This is a genomic window from Acinetobacter sp. GFQ9D191M (assembly GCF_011174875.1).
Classification (GTDB): Bacteria; Pseudomonadota; Gammaproteobacteria; order Pseudomonadales; family Moraxellaceae; genus Acinetobacter.
Window position 1 is genome coordinate 78,285 of record NZ_JAALGV010000016.1, and the last position, 20,375, is coordinate 98,659.

Consider the following 20,375-nt stretch of genomic DNA (forward strand, 5'->3'; position numbering starts at 1 on the left):
TCGACAAAAATTAGCCGCCAAACATCCAGAACTTCAATGCCCACAGTACTGCGATGATCCATACCATGTATGGAACAGTTTTCGCTTTACCTGTCAACAGTTTAATCAGCGCATAGCTGATAAAACCCATTGCGATACCATCTGCAATTGAGTACGTAAATGGCATGAATACAATGGTCAGGAACGCCGGAACCGCTTCAGTAATATCATCCCATTCAATATGGACAATACCCTGAATCATCAATACACCGACAAATAGCAATGCTGGAGCAGTAGCAAAACCTGGTACAGATTGAGCCAATGGAGCCAGGAACAGGCAGGCAATGAACAGCAAGCCAACTACGACGGCAGTCAGACCAGTACGACCACCTGCTGCAACACCGGCTGATGATTCAATATAAGGAGTAGTTGAAGAAGTACCTAACGCCGCCCCAGCAACAATCGCAGAAGAATCGGCAAATAATGCTTTTTTCAGACGCGGCAATTTACCATCTTTTAACAAACCTGCACGATGTGAAACACCTACTAGCGTACCAGTAGAGTCAAACAGATCGACCAAGAAGAATACGAAGATCACACCGATCAGGCTGGCTGTAAACAGACCTTGAAAGTCCATTTGCAGGAAGGTTGGTGCGAGTGAAGGAATTTGACCCACTACACCCTGGAACTGGTTATAACCTAAAGCAGTAGAAATCGCAGTGATTACCAAAATACTGATAATGATCGCACCACGGACTTTGAAGTGATGCATTACCACCACTAACAGGAAGCCAAGTAGCGCAAGCATAACAGTTGGCTGTTTCAAATCACCCAGACCCACCAAGGTCGCTTGATTATCAACAATGATGCCAGCATTTTTCAGTGCAACCAGGGCCAGGAACAGGCCAATACCACCGCCAATCGCCAGTTTGAGTGACATTGGAATGGCATTGACAATCGCCTCACGTATTTTGAACATACTGATGGCAATGAAGACCAGACCAGATACAAATACTGCACCTAATGCAGTTTGCCAAGGCACACCCATTCCCAGACAGACTGAGTAGGTAAAGAAGGCATTCAGGCCCATACCCGGTGCAAGTGCGATTGGATAATTGGCAATTAGCCCCATCACCAGACAGCCAATTGCGGCTGCAAGACAGGTGGCTACAAAGACAGCCCCATGATCCATCCCGGTTTCGGATAAAATCATCGGATTAACAATAATGATGTAACACATTGTCAGGAACGTGGTTACACCTGCCAGAACTTCTGTACGGAAACTGGTTTTGTTTTCACTCAGTTTGAACAGACGTTCCAGCATATTTTCTGAAGATGGATTAGGAGTCGTCATGACCTAGCCCCTATTGAGTAAACTTTATGCTTTAAGCATGCCGCCGAATCCAGGAAATTTTATAGAAAACTTCATGAATTTTAAGGATCTGTTAGCAACGAATATGCCAGCTTCGCCATTTAGCGGGTCAAAATGTTTCAATAGCGAACAGTAAGAAAACTGCGCTAGAAAAACTCAAAAAACAATCTAAACAAAAAAGCTGCATAACCCCTATGCAGCTTTTTTCATCATTAGAATCAAATACTTAATTTAAGTAAATTTGATCTAACTTTATCTTTTGCAAATTATAACACATTGATTTCTGATTGCTTCTTAGAATTTATATTTTATTAAAAATTAATATAATCTAGTTCTACTATTATTAAATTTTCTTTTATTTATTATAATTTTATTTTTATCTTTTTACCTGTTTCCCTAATCAAAGAGCTTAGTACAAATCTATTAAGGTCGGGGCCGATTTGCATTCAGCAATTTAGTTGAATGTTGTACTTCTTTCAGAATCTGATGAAGCTCTTCATGTTTTCTTGTTTCGGCCTGTTGGTGAACACAATAACCGAGTAAACCCACCATCAGCACAAAAATAGGAATTGTATAAATTTTCATTTTTGTAGTTGAGTTATGTAACAGCATTGAAATTATGCTAACAAAATAACAATAAAATTGTGACATAGTTTACAAATAACCCGATAAAATGCATTTTTTTCAATTATTTAGAGTTTTTATATTCTTCATTTTTTTATACTTCTTACTCAATTAATCATAATTTTCTGAGCCATATTTTTTTATTTTTTAGTCATTTTTTGAATATTAAAAGAAATTAATTGATTGATTCTATTTTTTATTTTTTTAGAAATTTGTCTTTACTATATAAATTTATCGAGTGAAAAATATCTTTTAAAGCTCCCTATAGCTTTCATTATTTTATTTAGCTTTTCTTCTAAAAAATTTATCCATTTCCTGTTAAAAATTCTTCTAAATAAATGATATTTTGGAAGTTCCTTCCCTTTTTTTTTAATTTTTATTCAATTCAATATTGCTAAACTTAAATTCACCCAAGACTTTTAAGAAAATTTCTTCATTCAGCCTTGGGTAAATCTTTTACCTTAAGCAGCTAGCTGCTCATCACGTCTAAATACCAACTCACCTTTTAATGAACTTTCAGCATCAAAATAATACCCATCGGTATTAAAGGCTTTTAAGTCTTCAGTTCGTTTGATCTTGTTTTCAATGATAAAGCGCGCCATTAAACCACGAGCTTTCTTGGCATAGAAGCTGATGACTTTATATTTGCCATTTTTCTGATCTAAAAATACCGGCTTGATGATTTCAGCCTGAATTTTGCTTTCTTTCACTGCCTTGTAATATTCATCAGAGGCAATATTGACCAGAATTTCAGACTCTGCTGCTGCCAGATCATGATTGATCAGGTCAGTGATGGTTTGTCCCCAGAACTCATAGAGATGAGCACCACGTGGGTTAGTCAACTTGGTTCCCATTTCCAGACGGTAAGGCATCATCAGATCCAGCGGACGCAATAAGCCATATAGGCCGGATAACATACGCAGATGGTTCTGTGCGTAATGAATCTGATCCTGCTTTAACTGGTAAGCATCCAGACCGGTATAAACGTCCCCTTTAAAGGCAAAGATTGCCTGACGAGCATTGGAAAAATCAAAATCTGGCTGCCAGTCTCTAAAGCGTTCCGCATTCAGATTGGCAATTTTTTCACTGACGCTCATTAAGCTGGCAATTTCAGTTGCGGATAACTTGCGGGCAACTTCTATCAATTCCTGGGAATGTTCCAGCAATCTTGCCTGAGTAAATTGATCGGTAGGTAAAGGTGTTTCGTAATCTAAAGTCTTGGCTGGTGAAATTAAAGCAAGCATAGCAACCTGGTTAAAAAATGATTAATCAAACTATATCAGTAGACTTATTTTAATTCCAATTCATGTTTTTATTTATCATAATCGTTAAAATAGAAAATTCTCCTACAATTTATCGGTTTTCTATGTCCGAACCAATCTTCCTCCAAGGCCCTGCTGGCCAACTTGAGGTTTTTGTGGATTATCCTCAGGGTGAAGTGAAAGGATTCGCGATTGTTTGTCATCCCCATCCATTACAAGGTGGCACACCACAACATAAGGTTCCAGTGTTACTGGCACAAATGTTTTTAGAGCGTGGTTGTGTTGTCTATCGTCCAAGTTTCCGTGGTTCTGGTCAAAGTGCCGGTCTGCATGATGAAGGCTTTGGTGAAACGGATGATATACTTGAAGTCATTAAATATGCGCGTCGCCAACATATTGGCCTGCCTTTCTTTGCAGGCGGTTTCAGTTTTGGCGCACATGTCATGGCCAAGTGTTATGCTGCCCTGCCCGTTGAACTGCAACCTTCAAAAGTGATTTTGTGTGGTCTACCGACTGCAACCGTAGCTGGCCTACGTCACTATGTTACTCCACAGATCAAAGGTGATATTTTATTTATCCATGGTGAAGCGGATGATGTCACGCTTTTATCCGACATGATTGAATGGGCCAAGCCTCAACGTCATCTGGTCACGATCCTGCCTGGCGCAAATCATTTCTTTACCGGTTATTTAAAACAGCTTCGGATTGCGATGAGCCGTTTCCTCGCATTAAGCTGATCAAAAAAAACCTCATCGAATGATGAGGTTTTTTTATTCAGAAATAAAATCTTTAGCATGAATTTCATAAATTACAGCCCGATATTTAGGTTTATCTAGGTGGTTGGTAATTTTTCCATCTACACGTTCTGCAATTTTTCGGCTAGCCCAGTTTTCTTCGGCTACCGGATAGCTCAAAGCTTTGATCCCTAATGTATTGAAAGCATAGGCCACAATGCAACGTACTGCCTCATGTCCATAATGATGACCATGCGCCTTTTCACGAATCCAGATACCCACTTCAGGTATTTCATCATGCAGTCGATGTAAACCACATAGTCCGATAAATTCATGTCTTTCAATATGACTGATCACAAAGATATATTCTTTATGATCAGCCATATTGTTTAGCCAGTTTTGCCAGACTGTTGCAAATACCTGTTCAGATTCCGGTGCATCCCATGCCATAAAACGGGTCAGACTCGGGGTAATCGAGGCATAGGCTTCCGCAGCATCAGATGGCTTAAAATAATCTAAAACAAGACGTTCACTTTGTAGTATGGGCAAAACCCTTTGCATTTGTTGAACTAGTTCTTCCACTCAAACTCACTAAAACTTTCTTGTTCTTTCAATGATGCTTCAACGGCTTGTGCCAACTGATTTAATAAACTTTGTTCTGTAATCCGGTCCAGCCAGTCCTGTTCTTCATCCGGATAAGAAGCAATTTCACAAATCAGGTGCCCTTCCTGGTCTCGTGTCTCACAGCTCACTGATAATGGCAACTCATGTTCATCGACACTTACGGCCACTTGTGCACCACTTTGCGCCAAAGTCTTAAAGCCATATTTACCGAGCTCTTCCGTCAGCAGATGTGCCACATATTCCTGAGTCTGCTGACTACCCTGTAATTGTTGCTGGCTCTGGGGATTGGCCATAAATTTTAATTTTCGCATTGCTACATCCAAATGGCTTTTTTGTTGTATGGTTTTAGCATAAGCCAATATAAACAAAACAGCCAAGCAAAAGCTTGGCTGTTTCATGTAAATTTTAGAATTATTCTGTCACTTCAATCGCCAGACCGGCTTGAGAAGTCAATTCAGTGAATGTTGGGAAGCTGGTTGCGACGGTTTCAGTCCCAACAATCTTAATTTCACCTGAGTTACGCAGACCTGCAATCGAGAAGCTCATTGCAATACGGTGGTCATGATGCGATTCAATTTCACCGCCAGTAAAGATTGGTGACCAGTCGCCTGTCTTACCTTTACCTTCGATGATGATGCCGTCATCAGTTGGTGTGCAATCAATACCCATGGTTTTCAAACCATCAGCCATCACCTGAATACGATCCGATTCTTTGACACGCAGCTCAGCAGCACCAGTTAGAATCGTTTGGCCTTCAGCACAAGCTGCCGCGATAAACAATGCCGGGAATTCATCAATTGCTAGTGGCACTTGGTCTTCCGGCATATGAATGCCTTTTAAGGTACGTGTACCACGGATACGAATATCCGCGATCGGTTCACCGCCCGCAATACGTTCATTTTCAACAGCGATGTCGGCTCCCATCTGTTTCAGGATTTCGATGACACCAGTACGGGTTGGGTTAATGCCTACCGCTTCCAAAGTCACGTCAGCATTTTCAGTAATCGCTGCACCGACCATAAAGAAAGCAGCAGAAGAAATATCCGATGGGACTTGAATATTGGTACCCACCAGTTTGCCGCCACCTTGCAGGGAAATACGGTTAGCTTCAGTTTTTACGTCATAACCAAACGCACGCAACATACGTTCAGTATGGTCACGGGTGGGTTCAGGTTCAGTCACTAAAGTTTCGCCCTCAGCCCAAAGACCCGCTAGCAAAATCCCAGACTTCACCTGAGCCGATGCCATTGGCAAGTCGTATTGAATACCTTTCAGGTTTTGATTACCGGTAATCGATACTGGTGGTGTACCACGTTCACCCGTAGTTTGAATCTGTGCACCCATCAAACGTAATGGTTTAGCAATACGCTCCATTGGACGTTTAGATAGTGAAGCATCGCCAGTCATTACAGAATCAAATTTCTGTGCTGACAGTATGCCAGACAGCAGACGCATCGAAGTACCCGAGTTGCCCATGTAAAGCGCAGATTTTGGTGCTTTCAGACCATGCATACCCACGCCATGAATGGTCACTTCGCCATTCTTAGGACCTTCAATACTTACGCCCATGTCACGGAAGGCTTGCAGCGTCGCAAGCGCATCTTCACCCTCAAGGAAACCCGTTACATGCGTTGTGCCTTCAGCGATGGCACCAAACATGATGGAACGGTGTGACACAGATTTGTCACCTGGCACGGTAAATTTACCCTGGAACGTCTTGGCACCTGGTTGAATGGTAAATTGTTGTGTCACTTTATTTTTCTCCATGAGAGGTTTCTTGGCGAGCATATGATTGAAGTGCTGACGCGCAGCCTGCGCATGCCCTAATAAGCCCATTAAGGCTTGTGAATCTTCATCTTCAATCAGCTTGCGGATAATCGCGAGTTGAGCTTCAAAGCCGTCCACGGCATTGAGAATCGCCTTTTTATTGGCAAAAAAGATGTCATGCCACATTTGTGGATCACTGGCAGCAATACGCGAGAAGTCGCGGAAGCCACCGGCAGCATAACGAAAAATATCCAGATTGTCTTCGCGCTTGGCCAGTTGTTCGACCAAGTTGAAGGCCATCAGGTGCGGAAGATGACTAGTATGTGCCAGCACTTCATCGTGCTTTTCCACATCCATACAAATTACTTCCGCCTTTGCCGCCTGCCACAGTTGAATCAGTTTCTCGACCGCCCATTGTCCGCTGCTTGGCAACGGTGTCAAAATCACCTTGTGATTAGCGAACAGATCCACCTTACCCGCATGTACACCAGTATGTTCTGCACCCGCAATTGGATGCCCCGGCACAAAACCTTCTGGTAGATTTTCACCAAATACGGCTTTGGCTGCTTCTACCACATTACCTTTGGTACTACCCACATCGGTGATAATGGCACCCTCAGCCAGATATGGCTTGACGGTTTCCAATACCTTTTGCGTTGCACGAACAGGTAAAGCCAGCACCACCAGGTCTGCCCCTTGAACAGCTTCTACAGGATCTGCATAGCCGTCTGAAATCAGACCAAGTGCCTTGGCATCTTCCAAGGTTTTTTGTGAGCGGGTCGATGCCACGATGTCATTGGCTAAATGCTCGGCCTTAATGACACGCGCCAGGCTTGAACCAATCAGTCCAAGTCCGATAAAGGCAACTTTTTCAAACAGTGGCTGCGACATAACTTAAGCTTTCGCCTCTAAGCCAAGTACTTTACCTAATGCAGCAAGAAATTTGGCATTTTCAGCTTCAGTACCAATCGATACACGCAGGTGATTTGGAATACCCACTGGACGTACGATAACCCCTTCTTTCAACAACTTGTTAAATGTTTCTGCTGGGTCAGCCTGTACATCAACCAAGATGAAATTCGCGCGTGAAGGTACATAGTTCAGGCCTAAAGCTTTGAAACCCGCTTCTAGCTGAGCCATACCCGCCTTGTTCACTTCACGAGATTTCTCGATAAATGCTTCATCTTTCAGTGCAGCAACCGCAGCCACCATCGCTAAATGGTTGACGTTGAATGGCTGACGGATACGGTTCAAGTAATCAGTCACTTCAACAGATGCCAAAGCAAAACCAACACGCAGCGCAGCCAGACCATAGCACTTAGACAGCGTACGGCTGACGATCAGGTTTGGATACTGTTTCAGGAATTTCAGGCTATTGAAGTTTTCCGGGAAATATTCCACATAAGCTTCGTCCAGTACCACGATCACATTCGCAGGCACTTTCTGCATAAATGCTTCAAATTCAGCTTCTTCGAACCAGGTGCCTGTCGGGTTGTTCGGATTGGCAATAAAGATCAGTTTGGTGTTGTCTTTTACCGCAGCCGCCATCGCTTCAAGGTCATGCGAAAAACCTTTTGCTGGCACTTCAATTGCTTCGGCATTAATCGCTTGAGTTACCAGTGCATATACCGCAAACGCGTGCTGGCTATACACCACAGAATCTTTTTCAGAAACAAATGCGCGGGCAAATATTTCAAGTAAGTCGTTTGAACCATTACCCAAAGTAATCTGGTTATGATCAAAACCGAATTGTGTCTTGATCTGATCTTTCAGGATAAAGCCACCACCATCAGGATAACGGCCAATTTCCGCCAGTTCCGCAGCCACTGCTTCTTTGACTTTATCTGAACAGCCCAGCGGGTTTTCATTTGAAGCCAGTTTCACGATATCAGTGATGCCCAACTCACGCTCAAGTTCACTGATCGGTTTACCTGGTTGATATGGCTTTAATTTAGAGATGCCTTCATTGGCTGGGACAAACGACATTTTATACTTCCGATTTACAGATGAAACAGTGGTTAGCACCCTCGCACTAACCACGAAAGGCTGCTTTTATAAAACAGCTGCAGGATATGAACCAAGCACGCGGACTTCTTTCACAAACGGACGAATTTCTTCGATCGCAGCTTTAACATTTTCCTGCTCAATATGACCTTCAAGATCGATAAAGAATACATAAGCCCATTTTTCAGGAAGTGCAGGTCGAGTTTCAATACTGGTTAGACTAATGTTGTGTTTGGCAAATGGAGCTAAAATTTCCAGCAATGCACCGGCACGGTCATGCGCAGACACCAATAATGAAGTTTTATCATTACCGCTTTGTGGCACTTTCTCGCGACCAATCACCAGGAAGCGTGTTGTGTTCTCTGGATTGTCCTCAATATTGCTGTGCATAATCTCAAGATTATAGATATTCGCAGCAATTTCAGAAGCAATCGCAGCAGAATGCCATTCATTCTGAATACGGCGCGCAGCTTCAGCATTTGAACTGAGTGCCACACGTTCTACACCTGGATAATGGGCATCCAGCCATTGACGGCATTGAGCCAGAGTCTGCTGGTGTGCATAGATCTGTTTAATACTGTCCTTACGGGTATTTTCAGAGATCAGGAACTGGTGATGAATAGGTAATTCTACTTCGCCAATCACATTCAGATGCGAAGTCTTGAAACAGTCTAAAGTGTGGTTCACTACCCCTTCAGAGGAGTTTTCAACAGGCACCAGACCATAATGTGCACTGCCCGCTTCTACTTCACGGAACACTTCATCAATAGTCGGTAATGGACGAACCACAGCATCATGACCAAAATGTTTCAATACTGCTGAGTGTGTGTAGGTACCGACAGGTCCCAAGAACGCAATACTTTGCGGTGCTTCAAGCGCCAAACAAGCCGACATGATCTCGCGGAACAGACGTGCCATCGTCGTATCTGACAATGGTCCTTCATTGCGCTCCATAACATTGCGCAAAACCTGTGCTTCACGTTCCGGACGGTAAAACAGCGGATTTTCTTCAGATGCGAATTTCGCTTTTGCTACAGCCTCAGCCAAACGTGCACGACGGTTAATCAATTGCTGGATTTGTTGATCAACTGAATCGATATCTTCACGAATTTTAGCCAAATCTAAAGAAGCCGTTGTGTTTTGATCGTCGTTGATCATCGTGATGTCGCCCTTCATAAACCTTATCTGTGCAGTATAACAATTAGTGCGCTGCAAATGTTACACAATATAACTTTAGTAGATTAATTCTTAAAAACAGGGATTTGATTTTAACCGTTCATCGATTTAGTCATATCTGGTAACATTTCTTTCAGCATTTTCGCATCTTTTACATTATCAAATTGTAAACTTTGCCCGCCCATCTTAACTGATTTTTATCAAGATGAAATATCACTATTTCTTAATCTACATAACGATTTTAAGCATAAGAAAATAAAAATAAAGCCATCTCGATTCCTCTAGTTTAACTACTTAAAATCTGAGTGACAGTTCACAATAAAATGCACATAGAAAACTGTTTTTTTGATCATTTTCCTTTGATTTAATTGGATTTTTTACACTAAATCACTATTTGGTTACAAAGCAGAGACGTTTTTTAAACCTTAAATCGCTAGTCTAATTTAAAACTATATTGGGGGTGCCTATAATGCCAAAAAGAATAGCGGTACTTGTAACGAATAATTTTGAAGATCTTGAATATACTGAACCTGTTGCAGCCTTACTTGCTGCAGAGCACAGTGTCTGTAATATTGAATTGCATGCCGGAAAAGTCGTACATGGACTACATGGCCAGTCGAGTGTAATCATTGATCGGGGAATTGATCATATCAGTATTGATGATTTTGATGCCCTACTCATTCCGGGCGGTGAATCGCCAGTGTCCCTCGCCAACGATATGCGAGTCTTACATTTCATTCAGGCTTTTAATGAGGCCAAAAAGACCATCTTCAGTCTTTGTGACGCATCTTTATTACTCAGTGAAGCAGATGTTTTAAAGAACCGCATCATTACCAGTATCCGTGCGCATGCACCTCGGGTACAACATGCGGGTGCGACGTATTATGATGTTGAACTGGTCAATGACAATAATCAGCTGATTTCATCTCGAGTGCCAAATGATTTGCCAATTTTTATTCATGAATGTCTGGATGTACTAAAATCTTAAAATAATAAAATATCTAGATTTCAAGAATATTCTTTCTATAAAAAAAGAGTCCATTTCGGACTCTTTTTTTATCTGTTGATTTTTAACGTCCAAGCAGACCACGTGCAACAATTTCTTTCATGATTTCATTGGTACCGCCATAGATCCGTTGAATGCGAGCATCAACAAAGAAACGCGAAATCGGATATTCCGTCATATAGCCATAACCACCAAAGAGCTGAAGTAGACTGTCAGCAACTTTCATCTGCATATCAGTAGAGAAACTCTTTAGCGCTGCTGCAGTTTCAACATCCAGCTTGCCTTGCATATACAACTCAACATTCTGGTTATAGAAAGCTGCTGTTGCCAGCTCGTCAATCTTGGCCTGTGCCAGTACAAAACGGGTATTCTGGAACTGGCCAATCGCCTGACCAAAGGCCTGACGCTCTTTGACATATTGAGTCGTTACATCAATCGAGCCACGAATCGCCCCCAGTGCGGTTGCCGCAATAGCGGTACGTTCACGTGGGAGTTCCTGCATCAGATAGACGAAGCCCTGACCTGGCTGACCCAGCAACTGATCTTTCGGTACTTTGACATTATCAAAGAACAGCTCTGAAGTATCCTGTGAATGCAGACCAATCTTGTCCAGATTCTTGCCTTTTTTAAAGCCTTCCAGATGCGTATCCACCAGCATCAAAGACACACCTTTGGCGCGTGCTTGTGGATCGGTTTTCACGGCTAATACGACTAGGTCAGCATGCTGACCATTGGAAATAAAAGTTTTAGAACCATTTAACAGATAATGATCATCCTGCAAGATGGCATTGGTTCGCATGGCTTGCAAATCAGAACCTGCACCCGGCTCAGTCATGCCAATCGCACCGACCACTTCACCAGACACCATTTTCGGTAGCCAGTATTTTTTCTGCTCTTCTGTACCGATATGCAAGATATACGGCGCTGCGATATCCGAGTGACAAGACAGGCCAGTTGAGATGGCGCTATAGCCTGCTCGAGCTGACTCTTCGATTAACATCAGGGAATAGTGGGTCGGAACACCGTAGCCACCATATTCTTCCGGGACATCGACACACAAAAAGCCATTTTCGCCCATGGCATTCCAGACTGAACGCGGCATCATGCCTTCACGCTCCCACTCTTCATAGTAAGGCGCTACATGTTCATTCATAAAGCGTTTGAAATTGTCGCGGAAAAGTTCCAGGTCAGCATCGTAAGCCAGCATTCTTTTATCCTTATCGTGTTTATCGTTTTATTTCCTGTGCACAGGCTAACTATTTTTAGAAAGGCTGTCATGTACCTGACTTATTTTTTTGCTAACTTCACAGTCAGATAAAAATAAAAAAGGAAGCCGAAGCTTCCTTTTTTATGACCTATAAGACAAACTCAAACTTAATGAGCATTGTTGCCTTCTTGCGCCATTTTTTCATCAATTTCAGCCGGATTTGCTAATGCATAGTTCAGCTTGTCCATATCTAACTGACCGACCCATTTTGCTACAACCAGAGTTGCCAAAGAGTTACCGACCAGATTGGTCAAGGCACGGGCTTCAGACATGAAGCGATCAATACCGAGAATCAAGGCCAGACCTGCAACCGGAATATTACCTACAGCCGCTAAGGTTGCTGCCATCACGATAAAGCCTGAACCAGTTACACCCGCTGCACCTTTAGAAGAAATGAGCAATACGAGAAGCAAGGTAATCTGGTGAGACAAATCAAGTTGCGTATTGGTCGCCTGTGCAATGAAGATTGCTGCCATTGTCAGGTAAATTGAAGTACCATCCAGGTTAAATGAATAACCGGTTGGAATGACCAGACCTACCACTGACTTTTCAGCACCTGCAAGCTCAAGTTTTTTCAACATACGTGGCAATACAGATTCAGATGATGAAGTACCGAGTACAATCAACAGCTCTTCACGAATCAGGCGAATCATCTTGATAATGCTAAAGCCAGTAAAGCGCGCAATTGAACCCAGCACAATAAAGATAAACAGCAAACAGGTGATATAGAAGCAGATGATCAACTGGGCCAATTGCGCCAGAGAACCGATCCCATATTTACCGATCGTGAAAGCCATCGCACCAAATGCGCCAATAGGCGCAAGTTTCATGATCATGTTCACGATGTTAAAGAACACATGTGAAATCTGATCTACCAGTTTGAGAACTGGCTTACCTTGTGCACCCAGTTTGTGTAATGCAAAACCGAACAGGATCGCAAATAAAAGGACTTGCAGGATTTCGCCTTCAGCAAATGCTCCAACCACCGTATTTGGAATGATATTCATAAAGAAATCAACGGTAGACTGAGAAGCACCCGACTCTACATATTTAGAAATCCCGGCCGTGTCCAGCGATGCCGGATCAACATTCATCCCAACGCCTGGCTTGGCAATATTAATTACCAGAAGACCAATGATCAGTGCCATCGTTGACACGATTTCGAAGTAAAGTAGCGCGACACCACCAGTTTTACCGACTGATTTCATGCTCTCCATACCTGCGATCCCGCTAACCACGGTACAGAAAATCACAGGTGCGATGATCATTTTAATTAAACGGATAAATGCATCACCCAGCGGCTTCAGTTGTTCGCCCAGACCTGGAACATATTGTTCTGCACCATTAATGATTTGTGTACCACTTGGCGAGAAATGTCCGACGAGGATACCCGCAATAATGGCTACAATCACTTGAAAATAAAGCGACTTATAAATTGGTTTTTTAGCCATAACCTTAGTTCACGATATACTTCTAACCAGAAGCAATATTCAGTTTTCACTTATTTTTAAAAAACAAGCGTCCAATACTTCATTGTCTGAAACAAAAAAGTGCCTATGTATCAAGAAATTAATCTGATACTGAAATTAGAATGTGTATGTACGTTTAACAATCACAGGAACACCGATCTTTAAGAAAAGTCAGTGCATTGATCAGGAGATAAAGCAAACACAAGAATTGCGTGAAATTTTAACCGCTTTTTAGACTTTTGTTTAACCCGAAATGTTAAATTTGCCTAAATACTAAACAATACCTCTTAGACTATAGTCTTATAAAACTCTAATAATTCTGCAAAATAAGAAGGTGAAATACCAATATCAGCGTAAAATATGCCAATACTTGATGAACATGATTGATCTATGCCCATGACCACAAAGCGAAATATTTATAAAGATGCCGAACATCCTTTTGCCCAGTTTATTCGTATTATTGGCAAGGGAAAAAATGGTGCACGTTCTTTAAGCTATGAAGAAGCCTATCAGGCTTTTAGCATGATCCTGAAAAATGAAGTACTGGACGTACAACTGGGCGCTTTTCTGATGCTATTACGCGTCAAGGAAGAATCCGTTGATGAACTCGCAGGCTTTGTGCAAGCGACCCGGGACCAACTGAATTTTAAGGCGCTTGATGTTGATCTGGACTGGTCGTCTTATGCAGGTAAACGCAAACATTATCCTTGGTTCATTCTGGCTGCGCTTACCCTTGCTAAGCATGGCTATAATATCGTGATGCATGGTGCTTCAGGTCATACCTTGAATCGGGTCTATACCGAACAGGTACTTAACTACTTAGGCTATCCGATCTGCCAAAATGATGTTGAGGTGGAACAGCAGCTTAAAGACAAACATTTTGCTTACCTGCCATTGGAGGTGATCTCTCCAATTCTGGCTGAGTTGATCGGGCTACGTAATGTCATGGGCTTACGCTCTCCGATTCATACGCTGGCACGCCTGATTAATCCATTTAATGCCAAAGCGACTTTACAAGCCATTTTCCACCCTGCTTATCGTAGTTCACATCAGCAGTCCGCTTACAAGTTAGGCTATCAAAATAGTGCAGTCATTAAAGGTGAAGGTGGTGAGTTCGAACGTAACCCGGATGCCAAAACTTTAATCTGTGGAATTAAGAATGGCGAACTTTATGAGCACGAATTACCAAAACTGACTGACAACCGTAGTCCGATTGAAGAAGAGCTGGATCTAGCTGTGTTTAAGCAAGTATGGGAAGGTCAACGCTCACATGAATATGGGGAAATCGCAGTGGTTGAAACTATGGGCATTGCACTGTATACCATGGGCGAATATGACAGCTATGAAGCGGCGATGCAAAAAGCCAGAGAACTCTGGAATAGCCGTCTTTCAGTTTGATCAAACCAAAAAACAGACATTAAAAAAGACCACATCTGTGGTCTTTTTTTCGGTTTCGATTAAACGAAACGGATCGGTTTAAATTCCGGCTCATTTTTGTGATGATCATCATCACATTGTTCGCCTTCTTCTTTAGTGCCACGATCGATATAACCGCTACGTTCGGTTTCTGGCAGGTTTTTCATTTCCCAGGCATAGACAGCCTGCATACAGGTCTGACGCTGCTCCTGAGTCAGTGCTACACCATTTGGCCACTTGCCAATTTCAATGGCTGTTCTTAAGCGTTCTACAATCTCAGGATTGAGTACGGCAAGCATTTGTTCAATATTCATATTTAATCCTGCTTAAGATAGTCGAAGTCCTGATTCCAGCCCAGTTTGGTTCGACATGCATTATAGAAGTCATAACCTGGCGGATGCAGAAGATTCAGTTTAAAGGGATGCTTACGAATATGGACGCTATCGCCAACATTCAAAGACACACTGTGTTGTCCATCCGCACTCACCATCGGCAGTACGCGATTTTCACGAATCATCAGTTTAATTTCACTATGCCCTCCGACCACAATCGGACGTGAAGACAAGGTATGCGGATGCATCGGCACCAGCACAATTGCATCCATACTTGGATGCACAATCGGCCCACCACCGGACAGTGCATAGGCTGTTGAACCGGTCGGTGTAGATACAATCAGACCATCACTATGCTGACGATAGACATATTGTCCATCAATATTCAGCTCGAAATCAATCATGTGTACAGATTTGCCCGAGTGCAAGACCACATCATTCAGGGCAATCGCATCATAGATGATTTCACCTTTGGAGCGAACTTCCATTTCCAGCAGGAAACGGCGTTCTGCCTGAAAATCACCTTTTAATACCTGATCCAGTTTAAAGATGACTTCAGTTGGCTTGATATCGGTCAGGAAGCCCAAACGACCACGGTTCACCCCGATCACTGGCGTATTGTATTTTACCAATGCCCGCGCTGCATGTAACAGTGAACCATCCCCACCTACCACAATGACTAGATCAACCACTTCGCCCAACAAGGCGCGGCTAACTGTTTGGGTATTCTGATAAGGAACCAGTTCAGCTGTATCTGCATCAAAAACAGGATGTAGACCTAAATTGAGCAGATGATCGTGGATCAGGCATAAGGTTTCAACCACTGAAGATTTATCCGGGCGTCCAATCAACCCGATATTTCGAAATGTCTTGTGGGAAATTTGCACCAGTGTCGTCGCTCCGCTTCGAATCCTGCTTATCATAACATTAAGCTTGAATAGGATGACAATTTATAACATGACAAAGCTGTGCAGGATTGAATTGAAATAGATTGAAATTAAGGAGAAAATGTGAAGTTTAATTTTAATTTTAATCTCAATAATTGATTAAATATTGCAAAATAATGAAAAGCTTCGCATGATTAGCACAATTTCACAGGGTCTTATCGTCATTTATGAAATCTGAACGAGGTATGGGGTTCATTGCCTTAATCTTCTCCATTCTAGTCATTTCTGCATTTGTAGCATTTAGTATCTATTTGATTAAATTAGATAATATTGTGCGTGAAAAATTTGAAGGTCAACGCTGGGATATTCCGGCCAAGGTTTTCGCACGCCCGATGGAAGTGTATGTAAATGCCCCGGTCAGCCAGCAGGATTTCCAACAAGAATTAAAATTACTGGGTTATAAAGGTTCAGACAGCTATACCAAATCGGGCAGCTTTGTCAGCACTGGCAATACCATGTATGTGCATACCCGTGGCTTTGATTTTGGCGATCGCGTTGAACCTGAACAGGTATTGAAAGTCAGCTTTGATGGCGATCAGATTGCTGAAGTAAGTGCGACCAAACCCTCTTCTAGCGGGATTGCCCGTCTGGAACCTTTATTGATTGGTGGTATTTACCCGCAGCATAATGAAGACCGTGTGCTGATTAAGCTCAATAAAGTGCCTAAACCGTTAATTGACGCATTAATTGCCACTGAAGACCGTAATTTCTACAATCACCATGGTGTATCTCCACGCGGGATTGCACGTGCAGTGGTAAGTAATATTACTGGTGGTAAACGTCAAGGTGGTTCAACCCTCACCCAGCAGCTGGTCAAGAATTTCTACTTAACACCAGAACGCACCTTAAAACGTAAGGTGAATGAAGCCTTTATGGCAATGCTGATTGAATTGCATTATGGCAAAGATGAGATTCTGGAAGCCTATTTAAATGAAGTGAATCTGGGCCAAAATGGCAACTATTCCGTAAATGGTTATGGTCTGGCTTCACAATTTTATTTTGGCTTGCCGTTACGTGAACTGAATATTTCTCAACAGGCCTTTTTAGTCGGTCTGGTACAAGGTCCAAGCCTGTATAACCCATGGCGTAATCCTGAACTTGCGAAAAAACGTCGTGATGTGGTTCTAAATAATATGCTGGTAATGGGTAATCTGACCCAAGATCAGTATGAAACAGAAACTGCCCGTCCGCTGAACGTCATTTCCAAACCAACTTTAGGCCCTGCTCGCTTCCCGGATTTTCTGGATATCGTTCGCCGTCAGTTGCGTACCGAATATCAGGAAACTGATTTAACCAACCAGGGTCTGCGTATTTTCACAACCTTAGATCCATTGGCACAAACCCGAATTCAGGACAGCTTTAAGGAAAGTGTAGCCCGTTTAAGCAAAGCCAATCCAGGCCGTCTAAAAGATTTGCAGGGCGCTGTTCTGGTCGCACACCCTGAAAATGGCGAACTGGTTGCAGCGGTAGGTTCTACCCAGGACTTTACCGGTTTTAACCGTGCTTTAGATGCCAAGCGTCAGGTGGGTTCATTACTCAAACCGGTGATTTATTTGACAGCACTAGAATCGAATCGCTATCACTGGGCCAGTCCAATTGAAGACAGCCAGATCACCATTCAAAGTGATGGCAAACCCTGGACACCGAAAAACTATAGTGGTAGCGCACATGGTGTAGTACCGATGTCTCTTGCCCTGTCACAATCCTATAACCTGTCTGCGGTACGTTTGGCACAGGAATTTGGCCTGTCGACCTTTATTAACCATCTGCAAAAATTCGGTGTGACTTCTGACATTCCTTCTTATCCATCTATTTATTTAGGTGCAGTAGACATGTCACCGATGGAAGTGATGAATATTTACGGTAACTTCGCAACAGGTGGCTTTAAATATCCGGTGAAATCGATTCGTTCAGTAGTTGATGCTAATGGCCGCTCGCTTGAACGTTACAGCTTAAGTGTTCAGCCGACGATTGATCCAGCATCAGCCTATGCTCTGAATTATGGTTTACAACAGGTCATGTCGAGTGGTACTGGTCGTTCTGCCTATAACAGTTTGCCACGCAACCTGAATCTGGCGGGTAAATCGGGTACGACAAACGATACCCGTGATTCATGGTTTGCAGGTTATTCTGGCAACTATATGACAGTGGTCTGGTTAGGTCTGGATGACAACAAAGTCACTGGATTAACCGGTTCTTCAGGTGCACTTCCGGTCTGGACCAATGTCATGAAACAGCTGCGTCAGAAGCCGGTGAATCTGGCTCAGCCTAATGAAATTGAATGGCACTGGCTGGACCGTTATACAGGTAAACTGACTGCCCAAGGCTGTGATGGTGCCATGTATATTCCGATTTCACGTCATGCCTTGCCTAATCAGGCAACTGCTTGTGGCATCTCGCATTACGCCACTGAACCTTATACGATTGATTCAGAACCTTCACCAGAAGATGAGGAAGATGATGATCTCAGTCGTTATATACAAGAAAGTGAAACAGAAATAGAACGCGAAGTTGCTAAACAAACCCGTATTATCGCGAGTGGAAGTTATAGCCAATAATTGAGTCTATGTTTATGTTAAGAAAATTGATTCCTGGTCTGCTCATCCTCGGTCTGGTGGGCTGCCAAAGCATGTCGGAGCCAGAACAGCCTGCGGCTCCTACCAAACCTCCGGTTCAGCAGAAACCAAAATCCTCTACACCTGATGGTGTAGTGATTACGCCCTATGATCGACCGGAGATTAAACGTCAGAAGATTGTGATCCCTGAGCAAAAGCCTCAGGCACAAAAGTTTGATGATGGACGTAACTTACCTGCATTTAAAAAATTGATGCAGCAAACTCAGCAGGCCTATAGCAAGCAGCAATATAATCAAGCTGAAACTTCTGCAGTACAAGCTCAGCGTTTGGCGCCCCAAGCTTCAGAAACTTATCTGTATCTTGGCTTGATCGCAAACCGTAAAAACCAGCCGGCCCGTGCAGATGCTTTCGCCTTACGTGGTTTGAGCTATGCGCAGACCAATGCAATGAAAAAGCAGCTCTGGCAGGTGCGCCTGAAAGCAGCTCAACTGCAAAAAAACACCAAAGCTATTCAGCAAGCTCAGCAGGCCTTAAAGAAATTTTAAGGCCCTGGCGTGAGCCCGGTTATTTATAATAAGTTTCTGACTTAAACATAACGGATCCCTGCAATCCCATAAGCATGCTGGTTTTGAGCATGGTCTAGATCTTCAGCTTTTATACCGCCTAAGGCAAATACAGGAATTTGTACCTGTTCAGCCATCTGTTTAAATTTTTCCCAGCCTAAAGCTGCGGTATCAGGATGTGTTTCTGTTGCCAGTACCGGGCTGAGTAAAGCTGCTTCACAGCCTATGTTTTCTGCATGTTTTAATGCTTCCAGATCGTGACAGGCTGCAAGATAACGATAGCCACCAGCTAACTCCCCTTTTTGCAGTTGCATCAATTGAGACTGTTTCAGGTGAAGCGTACGAATGGTTTGCTGCTGCAATTCATTCAATTGTGACCAAAGTTCCTGATTAATGATCAATCTGGATAACTGATCGACTGGAATCTGCTGTAACTGGCTAATGTGTTCAGGGCTGGCCATTACTCGCCAATACAGCATCTGGTCTGTTTCCAGATTATTCAGGTGACTCAAGTCTTCAGAAATTTTGATCTTTCTCGGCCATTGCAGCTTTTGAATCATGGCCTGATTGGCTTTAGGAAAATTTAGTTCACTGAGTTCATCCCGGCTATACCAGCGCCAAGGCTGCTTGATTCCAGCTAATTGTTCTGGCTGAACCGAAGCATGGAAAATATGCAGATTGACGATGACATCTTCATATTCATGCGAAATAAAATCAAAAGCCTGCCATTGTTCGATGTCAATTCCGACTTCTTCAATCACTTCACGTCGACATGCCTCTATAGGCAATTCGCCCTGTTCTACTTTTCCGCCTGGAAACTCATATTTATTGCCCTGATGCTGTTTAGCTTCACGCCAACCGACCAGAACCTGATTGTGATGAAATAAAATAGCGATTGCGACATGAATTGTGGCTTTAGACATAATGTTCTGAACTATTGAAGTTTTACAGATTGTAAGCAAATTAGAGTTTTTTATAAATGCAGCAATTATTCGTTGACAGATCTATTCGATAATGATTATCATTTAAATCAATCCAAAACACACCACGGAGTCGACGGAATGAACGCACCATTTAGCCTATTTACCCGCAATAATGATACTCAGCATGCGCTACCGATGTTGCATTCGAACAATTTATTTGCGCTAGGACGAGAAATCCGGATCATGCATGCGGGTGAAGAATACCGTCTACGTTTGACTCGTAACAATCGTCTCATCCTGACTAAGTAATTTAAATACTCCAAAAATAATAAAC

Annotated in this window: 19 protein-coding genes; 6 read left to right on the top strand and 13 right to left on the bottom strand. The window is 42.8% G+C overall.

The annotated features are described in order from the left end of the window. Positions 1 to 10 precede the first annotated feature (10 nt). The 3 genes from G5T77_RS02825 to yaaA form a co-directional block, all read right to left on the bottom strand. Positions 11 to 1,333: an NCS2 family permease gene (locus G5T77_RS02825; RefSeq protein ID WP_004815389.1), complete on the bottom strand. Its 1,323-nt coding sequence runs from the start codon at positions 1,331 to 1,333 to the stop codon at positions 11 to 13. A 441-nt stretch (positions 1,334 to 1,774) separates the two neighbouring features. Beyond that, positions 1,775 to 1,963 (bottom strand): hypothetical protein, encoded by a 189-nt coding sequence (locus G5T77_RS02830; protein WP_004784216.1) that lies wholly within the window; start codon positions 1,961 to 1,963, stop codon positions 1,775 to 1,777. Between the two features lie 473 nt (positions 1,964 to 2,436). Further along, positions 2,437 to 3,219 carry a peroxide stress protein YaaA gene (gene yaaA, locus G5T77_RS02835; protein ID WP_166136046.1) on the bottom strand — a complete coding sequence of 261 codons (783 nt, stop codon included), beginning with the start codon at positions 3,217 to 3,219 and terminating at the stop codon, positions 2,437 to 2,439. Positions 3,220 to 3,341: 122 nt separating this feature from the next. Here yaaA and G5T77_RS02840 point away from each other — a divergent pair, with 122 nt between their 5' ends. Next, entirely contained in the window at positions 3,342 to 3,974 is a 633-nt protein-coding gene (locus G5T77_RS02840) for a hydrolase (RefSeq protein WP_159123226.1), read from the top strand. 33 nt (positions 3,975 to 4,007) lie between these two features. On the opposite strand, the gene G5T77_RS02845 is transcribed toward G5T77_RS02840, so the two are convergent. The 5 genes from G5T77_RS02845 to pheA form a co-directional block, all read right to left on the bottom strand. After that, complete coding sequence (locus G5T77_RS02845) at positions 4,008 to 4,553, bottom strand: GNAT family N-acetyltransferase (protein ID WP_166136043.1); 546 nt, start codon at positions 4,551 to 4,553, stop codon at positions 4,008 to 4,010. Next, positions 4,541 to 4,906, bottom strand: coding sequence for a hypothetical protein (locus G5T77_RS02850; RefSeq protein WP_166136040.1), 366 nt, complete (start codon positions 4,904 to 4,906; stop codon positions 4,541 to 4,543). The genes G5T77_RS02845 and G5T77_RS02850 overlap by 13 nt, the downstream gene beginning before the upstream one ends. 100 nt (positions 4,907 to 5,006) lie before the next feature. Next, the gene (locus G5T77_RS02855) at positions 5,007 to 7,253 is read right to left on the bottom strand and encodes a bifunctional prephenate dehydrogenase/3-phosphoshikimate 1-carboxyvinyltransferase (protein WP_166136037.1); all 2,247 of its coding nucleotides are present in this window, start codon (positions 7,251 to 7,253) and stop codon (positions 5,007 to 5,009) included. 3 nt (positions 7,254 to 7,256) lie between these two features. Beyond that, positions 7,257 to 8,348, bottom strand: coding sequence for a histidinol-phosphate transaminase (gene hisC, locus G5T77_RS02860; RefSeq protein ID WP_125279072.1), 1,092 nt, complete (start codon positions 8,346 to 8,348; stop codon positions 7,257 to 7,259). Between the two features lie 66 nt (positions 8,349 to 8,414). Beyond that, positions 8,415 to 9,524: a prephenate dehydratase gene (gene pheA, locus G5T77_RS02865; protein WP_166136034.1), complete on the bottom strand. Its 1,110-nt coding sequence runs from the start codon at positions 9,522 to 9,524 to the stop codon at positions 8,415 to 8,417. A gap of 487 nt (positions 9,525 to 10,011) precedes the next feature. Between pheA and G5T77_RS02870 the strand changes: the two genes are divergently transcribed. Continuing rightward, positions 10,012 to 10,530, top strand: coding sequence for a DJ-1/PfpI family protein (locus G5T77_RS02870; protein ID WP_166136031.1), 519 nt, complete (start codon positions 10,012 to 10,014; stop codon positions 10,528 to 10,530). 82 nt (positions 10,531 to 10,612) lie between these two features. Here G5T77_RS02870 and G5T77_RS02875 read toward each other — a convergent pair whose 3' ends face one another. Together G5T77_RS02875 and G5T77_RS02880 are read right to left on the bottom strand one after the other, a co-directional pair. Beyond that, positions 10,613 to 11,755 carry an acyl-CoA dehydrogenase family protein gene (locus G5T77_RS02875; RefSeq protein WP_166136028.1) on the bottom strand — a complete coding sequence of 381 codons (1,143 nt, stop codon included), beginning with the start codon at positions 11,753 to 11,755 and terminating at the stop codon, positions 10,613 to 10,615. Positions 11,756 to 11,922: 167 nt separating this feature from the next. Beyond that, complete coding sequence (locus tag G5T77_RS02880) at positions 11,923 to 13,266, bottom strand: dicarboxylate/amino acid:cation symporter (RefSeq protein WP_125279076.1); 1,344 nt, start codon at positions 13,264 to 13,266, stop codon at positions 11,923 to 11,925. A gap of 414 nt (positions 13,267 to 13,680) precedes the next feature. Here G5T77_RS02880 and G5T77_RS02885 point away from each other — a divergent pair, with 414 nt between their 5' ends. After that, complete coding sequence (locus G5T77_RS02885) at positions 13,681 to 14,682, top strand: glycosyl transferase family protein (RefSeq protein WP_166136025.1); 1,002 nt, start codon at positions 13,681 to 13,683, stop codon at positions 14,680 to 14,682. A 59-nt stretch (positions 14,683 to 14,741) separates the two neighbouring features. On the opposite strand, the gene G5T77_RS02890 is transcribed toward G5T77_RS02885, so the two are convergent. Further along, a complete protein-coding gene (locus G5T77_RS02890) occupies positions 14,742 to 15,014 on the bottom strand; it encodes a DUF1315 family protein (protein WP_004784238.1) in 273 nt (90 codons plus the stop codon). Positions 15,015 to 15,016: 2 nt separating this feature from the next. After that, positions 15,017 to 15,955 (bottom strand): NAD(+) kinase, encoded by a 939-nt coding sequence (locus tag G5T77_RS02895; protein ID WP_125279078.1) that lies wholly within the window; start codon positions 15,953 to 15,955, stop codon positions 15,017 to 15,019. A 191-nt stretch (positions 15,956 to 16,146) separates the two neighbouring features. Here G5T77_RS02895 and mrcB point away from each other — a divergent pair, with 191 nt between their 5' ends. Continuing rightward, the gene (gene mrcB, locus G5T77_RS02900) at positions 16,147 to 18,537 is read left to right on the top strand and encodes a penicillin-binding protein 1B (protein WP_166136022.1); all 2,391 of its coding nucleotides are present in this window, start codon (positions 16,147 to 16,149) and stop codon (positions 18,535 to 18,537) included. Between the two features lie 14 nt (positions 18,538 to 18,551). Then, positions 18,552 to 19,100, top strand: coding sequence for a tetratricopeptide repeat protein (locus G5T77_RS02905; protein ID WP_125279080.1), 549 nt, complete (start codon positions 18,552 to 18,554; stop codon positions 19,098 to 19,100). A 41-nt stretch (positions 19,101 to 19,141) separates the two neighbouring features. Here G5T77_RS02905 and G5T77_RS02910 read toward each other — a convergent pair whose 3' ends face one another. Continuing rightward, the gene (locus G5T77_RS02910) at positions 19,142 to 20,041 is read right to left on the bottom strand and encodes an NUDIX domain-containing protein (protein ID WP_125279081.1); all 900 of its coding nucleotides are present in this window, start codon (positions 20,039 to 20,041) and stop codon (positions 19,142 to 19,144) included. Between the two features lie 138 nt (positions 20,042 to 20,179). On the opposite strand from G5T77_RS02910, the gene G5T77_RS02915 reads away from it, so the two are divergent. Then, positions 20,180 to 20,350 (top strand): hemin uptake protein HemP, encoded by a 171-nt coding sequence (locus G5T77_RS02915; RefSeq protein WP_004784247.1) that lies wholly within the window; start codon positions 20,180 to 20,182, stop codon positions 20,348 to 20,350. Positions 20,351 to 20,375: the final 25 nt, after the last annotated feature.

Excerpts from the sequence above, each read along its gene's own strand:
- G5T77_RS02825 (WP_004815389.1), bottom strand. The coding sequence starts at position 1,333 with ATGACGACTCCTAATCCATCTTCAGAAAATATGCTGGAACGTCTGTTC.
- G5T77_RS02830 (WP_004784216.1), bottom strand. The coding sequence starts at position 1,963 with ATGCTGTTACATAACTCAACTACAAAAATGAAAATTTATACAATTCCT.
- yaaA (WP_166136046.1), bottom strand. The coding sequence starts at position 3,219 with ATGCTTGCTTTAATTTCACCAGCCAAGACTTTAGATTACGAAACACCT.
- G5T77_RS02840 (WP_159123226.1), top strand. The coding sequence starts at position 3,342 with ATGTCCGAACCAATCTTCCTCCAAGGCCCTGCTGGCCAACTTGAGGTT.
- G5T77_RS02850 (WP_166136040.1), bottom strand. The coding sequence starts at position 4,906 with ATGCGAAAATTAAAATTTATGGCCAATCCCCAGAGCCAGCAACAATTA.
- G5T77_RS02855 (WP_166136037.1), bottom strand. The coding sequence starts at position 7,253 with ATGTCGCAGCCACTGTTTGAAAAAGTTGCCTTTATCGGACTTGGACTG.
- hisC (WP_125279072.1), bottom strand. The coding sequence starts at position 8,348 with ATGTCGTTTGTCCCAGCCAATGAAGGCATCTCTAAATTAAAGCCATAT.
- pheA (WP_166136034.1), bottom strand. The coding sequence starts at position 9,524 with ATGATCAACGACGATCAAAACACAACGGCTTCTTTAGATTTGGCTAAA.
- G5T77_RS02870 (WP_166136031.1), top strand. The coding sequence starts at position 10,012 with ATGCCAAAAAGAATAGCGGTACTTGTAACGAATAATTTTGAAGATCTT.
- G5T77_RS02875 (WP_166136028.1), bottom strand. The coding sequence starts at position 11,755 with ATGCTGGCTTACGATGCTGACCTGGAACTTTTCCGCGACAATTTCAAA.
- G5T77_RS02880 (WP_125279076.1), bottom strand. The coding sequence starts at position 13,266 with ATGGCTAAAAAACCAATTTATAAGTCGCTTTATTTTCAAGTGATTGTA.
- G5T77_RS02885 (WP_166136025.1), top strand. The coding sequence starts at position 13,681 with ATGACCACAAAGCGAAATATTTATAAAGATGCCGAACATCCTTTTGCC.
- G5T77_RS02890 (WP_004784238.1), bottom strand. The coding sequence starts at position 15,014 with ATGAATATTGAACAAATGCTTGCCGTACTCAATCCTGAGATTGTAGAA.
- G5T77_RS02895 (WP_125279078.1), bottom strand. The coding sequence starts at position 15,955 with ATGATAAGCAGGATTCGAAGCGGAGCGACGACACTGGTGCAAATTTCC.
- mrcB (WP_166136022.1), top strand. The coding sequence starts at position 16,147 with ATGAAATCTGAACGAGGTATGGGGTTCATTGCCTTAATCTTCTCCATT.
- G5T77_RS02905 (WP_125279080.1), top strand. The coding sequence starts at position 18,552 with ATGTTAAGAAAATTGATTCCTGGTCTGCTCATCCTCGGTCTGGTGGGC.
- G5T77_RS02910 (WP_125279081.1), bottom strand. The coding sequence starts at position 20,041 with ATGTCTAAAGCCACAATTCATGTCGCAATCGCTATTTTATTTCATCAC.
- G5T77_RS02915 (WP_004784247.1), top strand. The coding sequence starts at position 20,180 with ATGAACGCACCATTTAGCCTATTTACCCGCAATAATGATACTCAGCAT.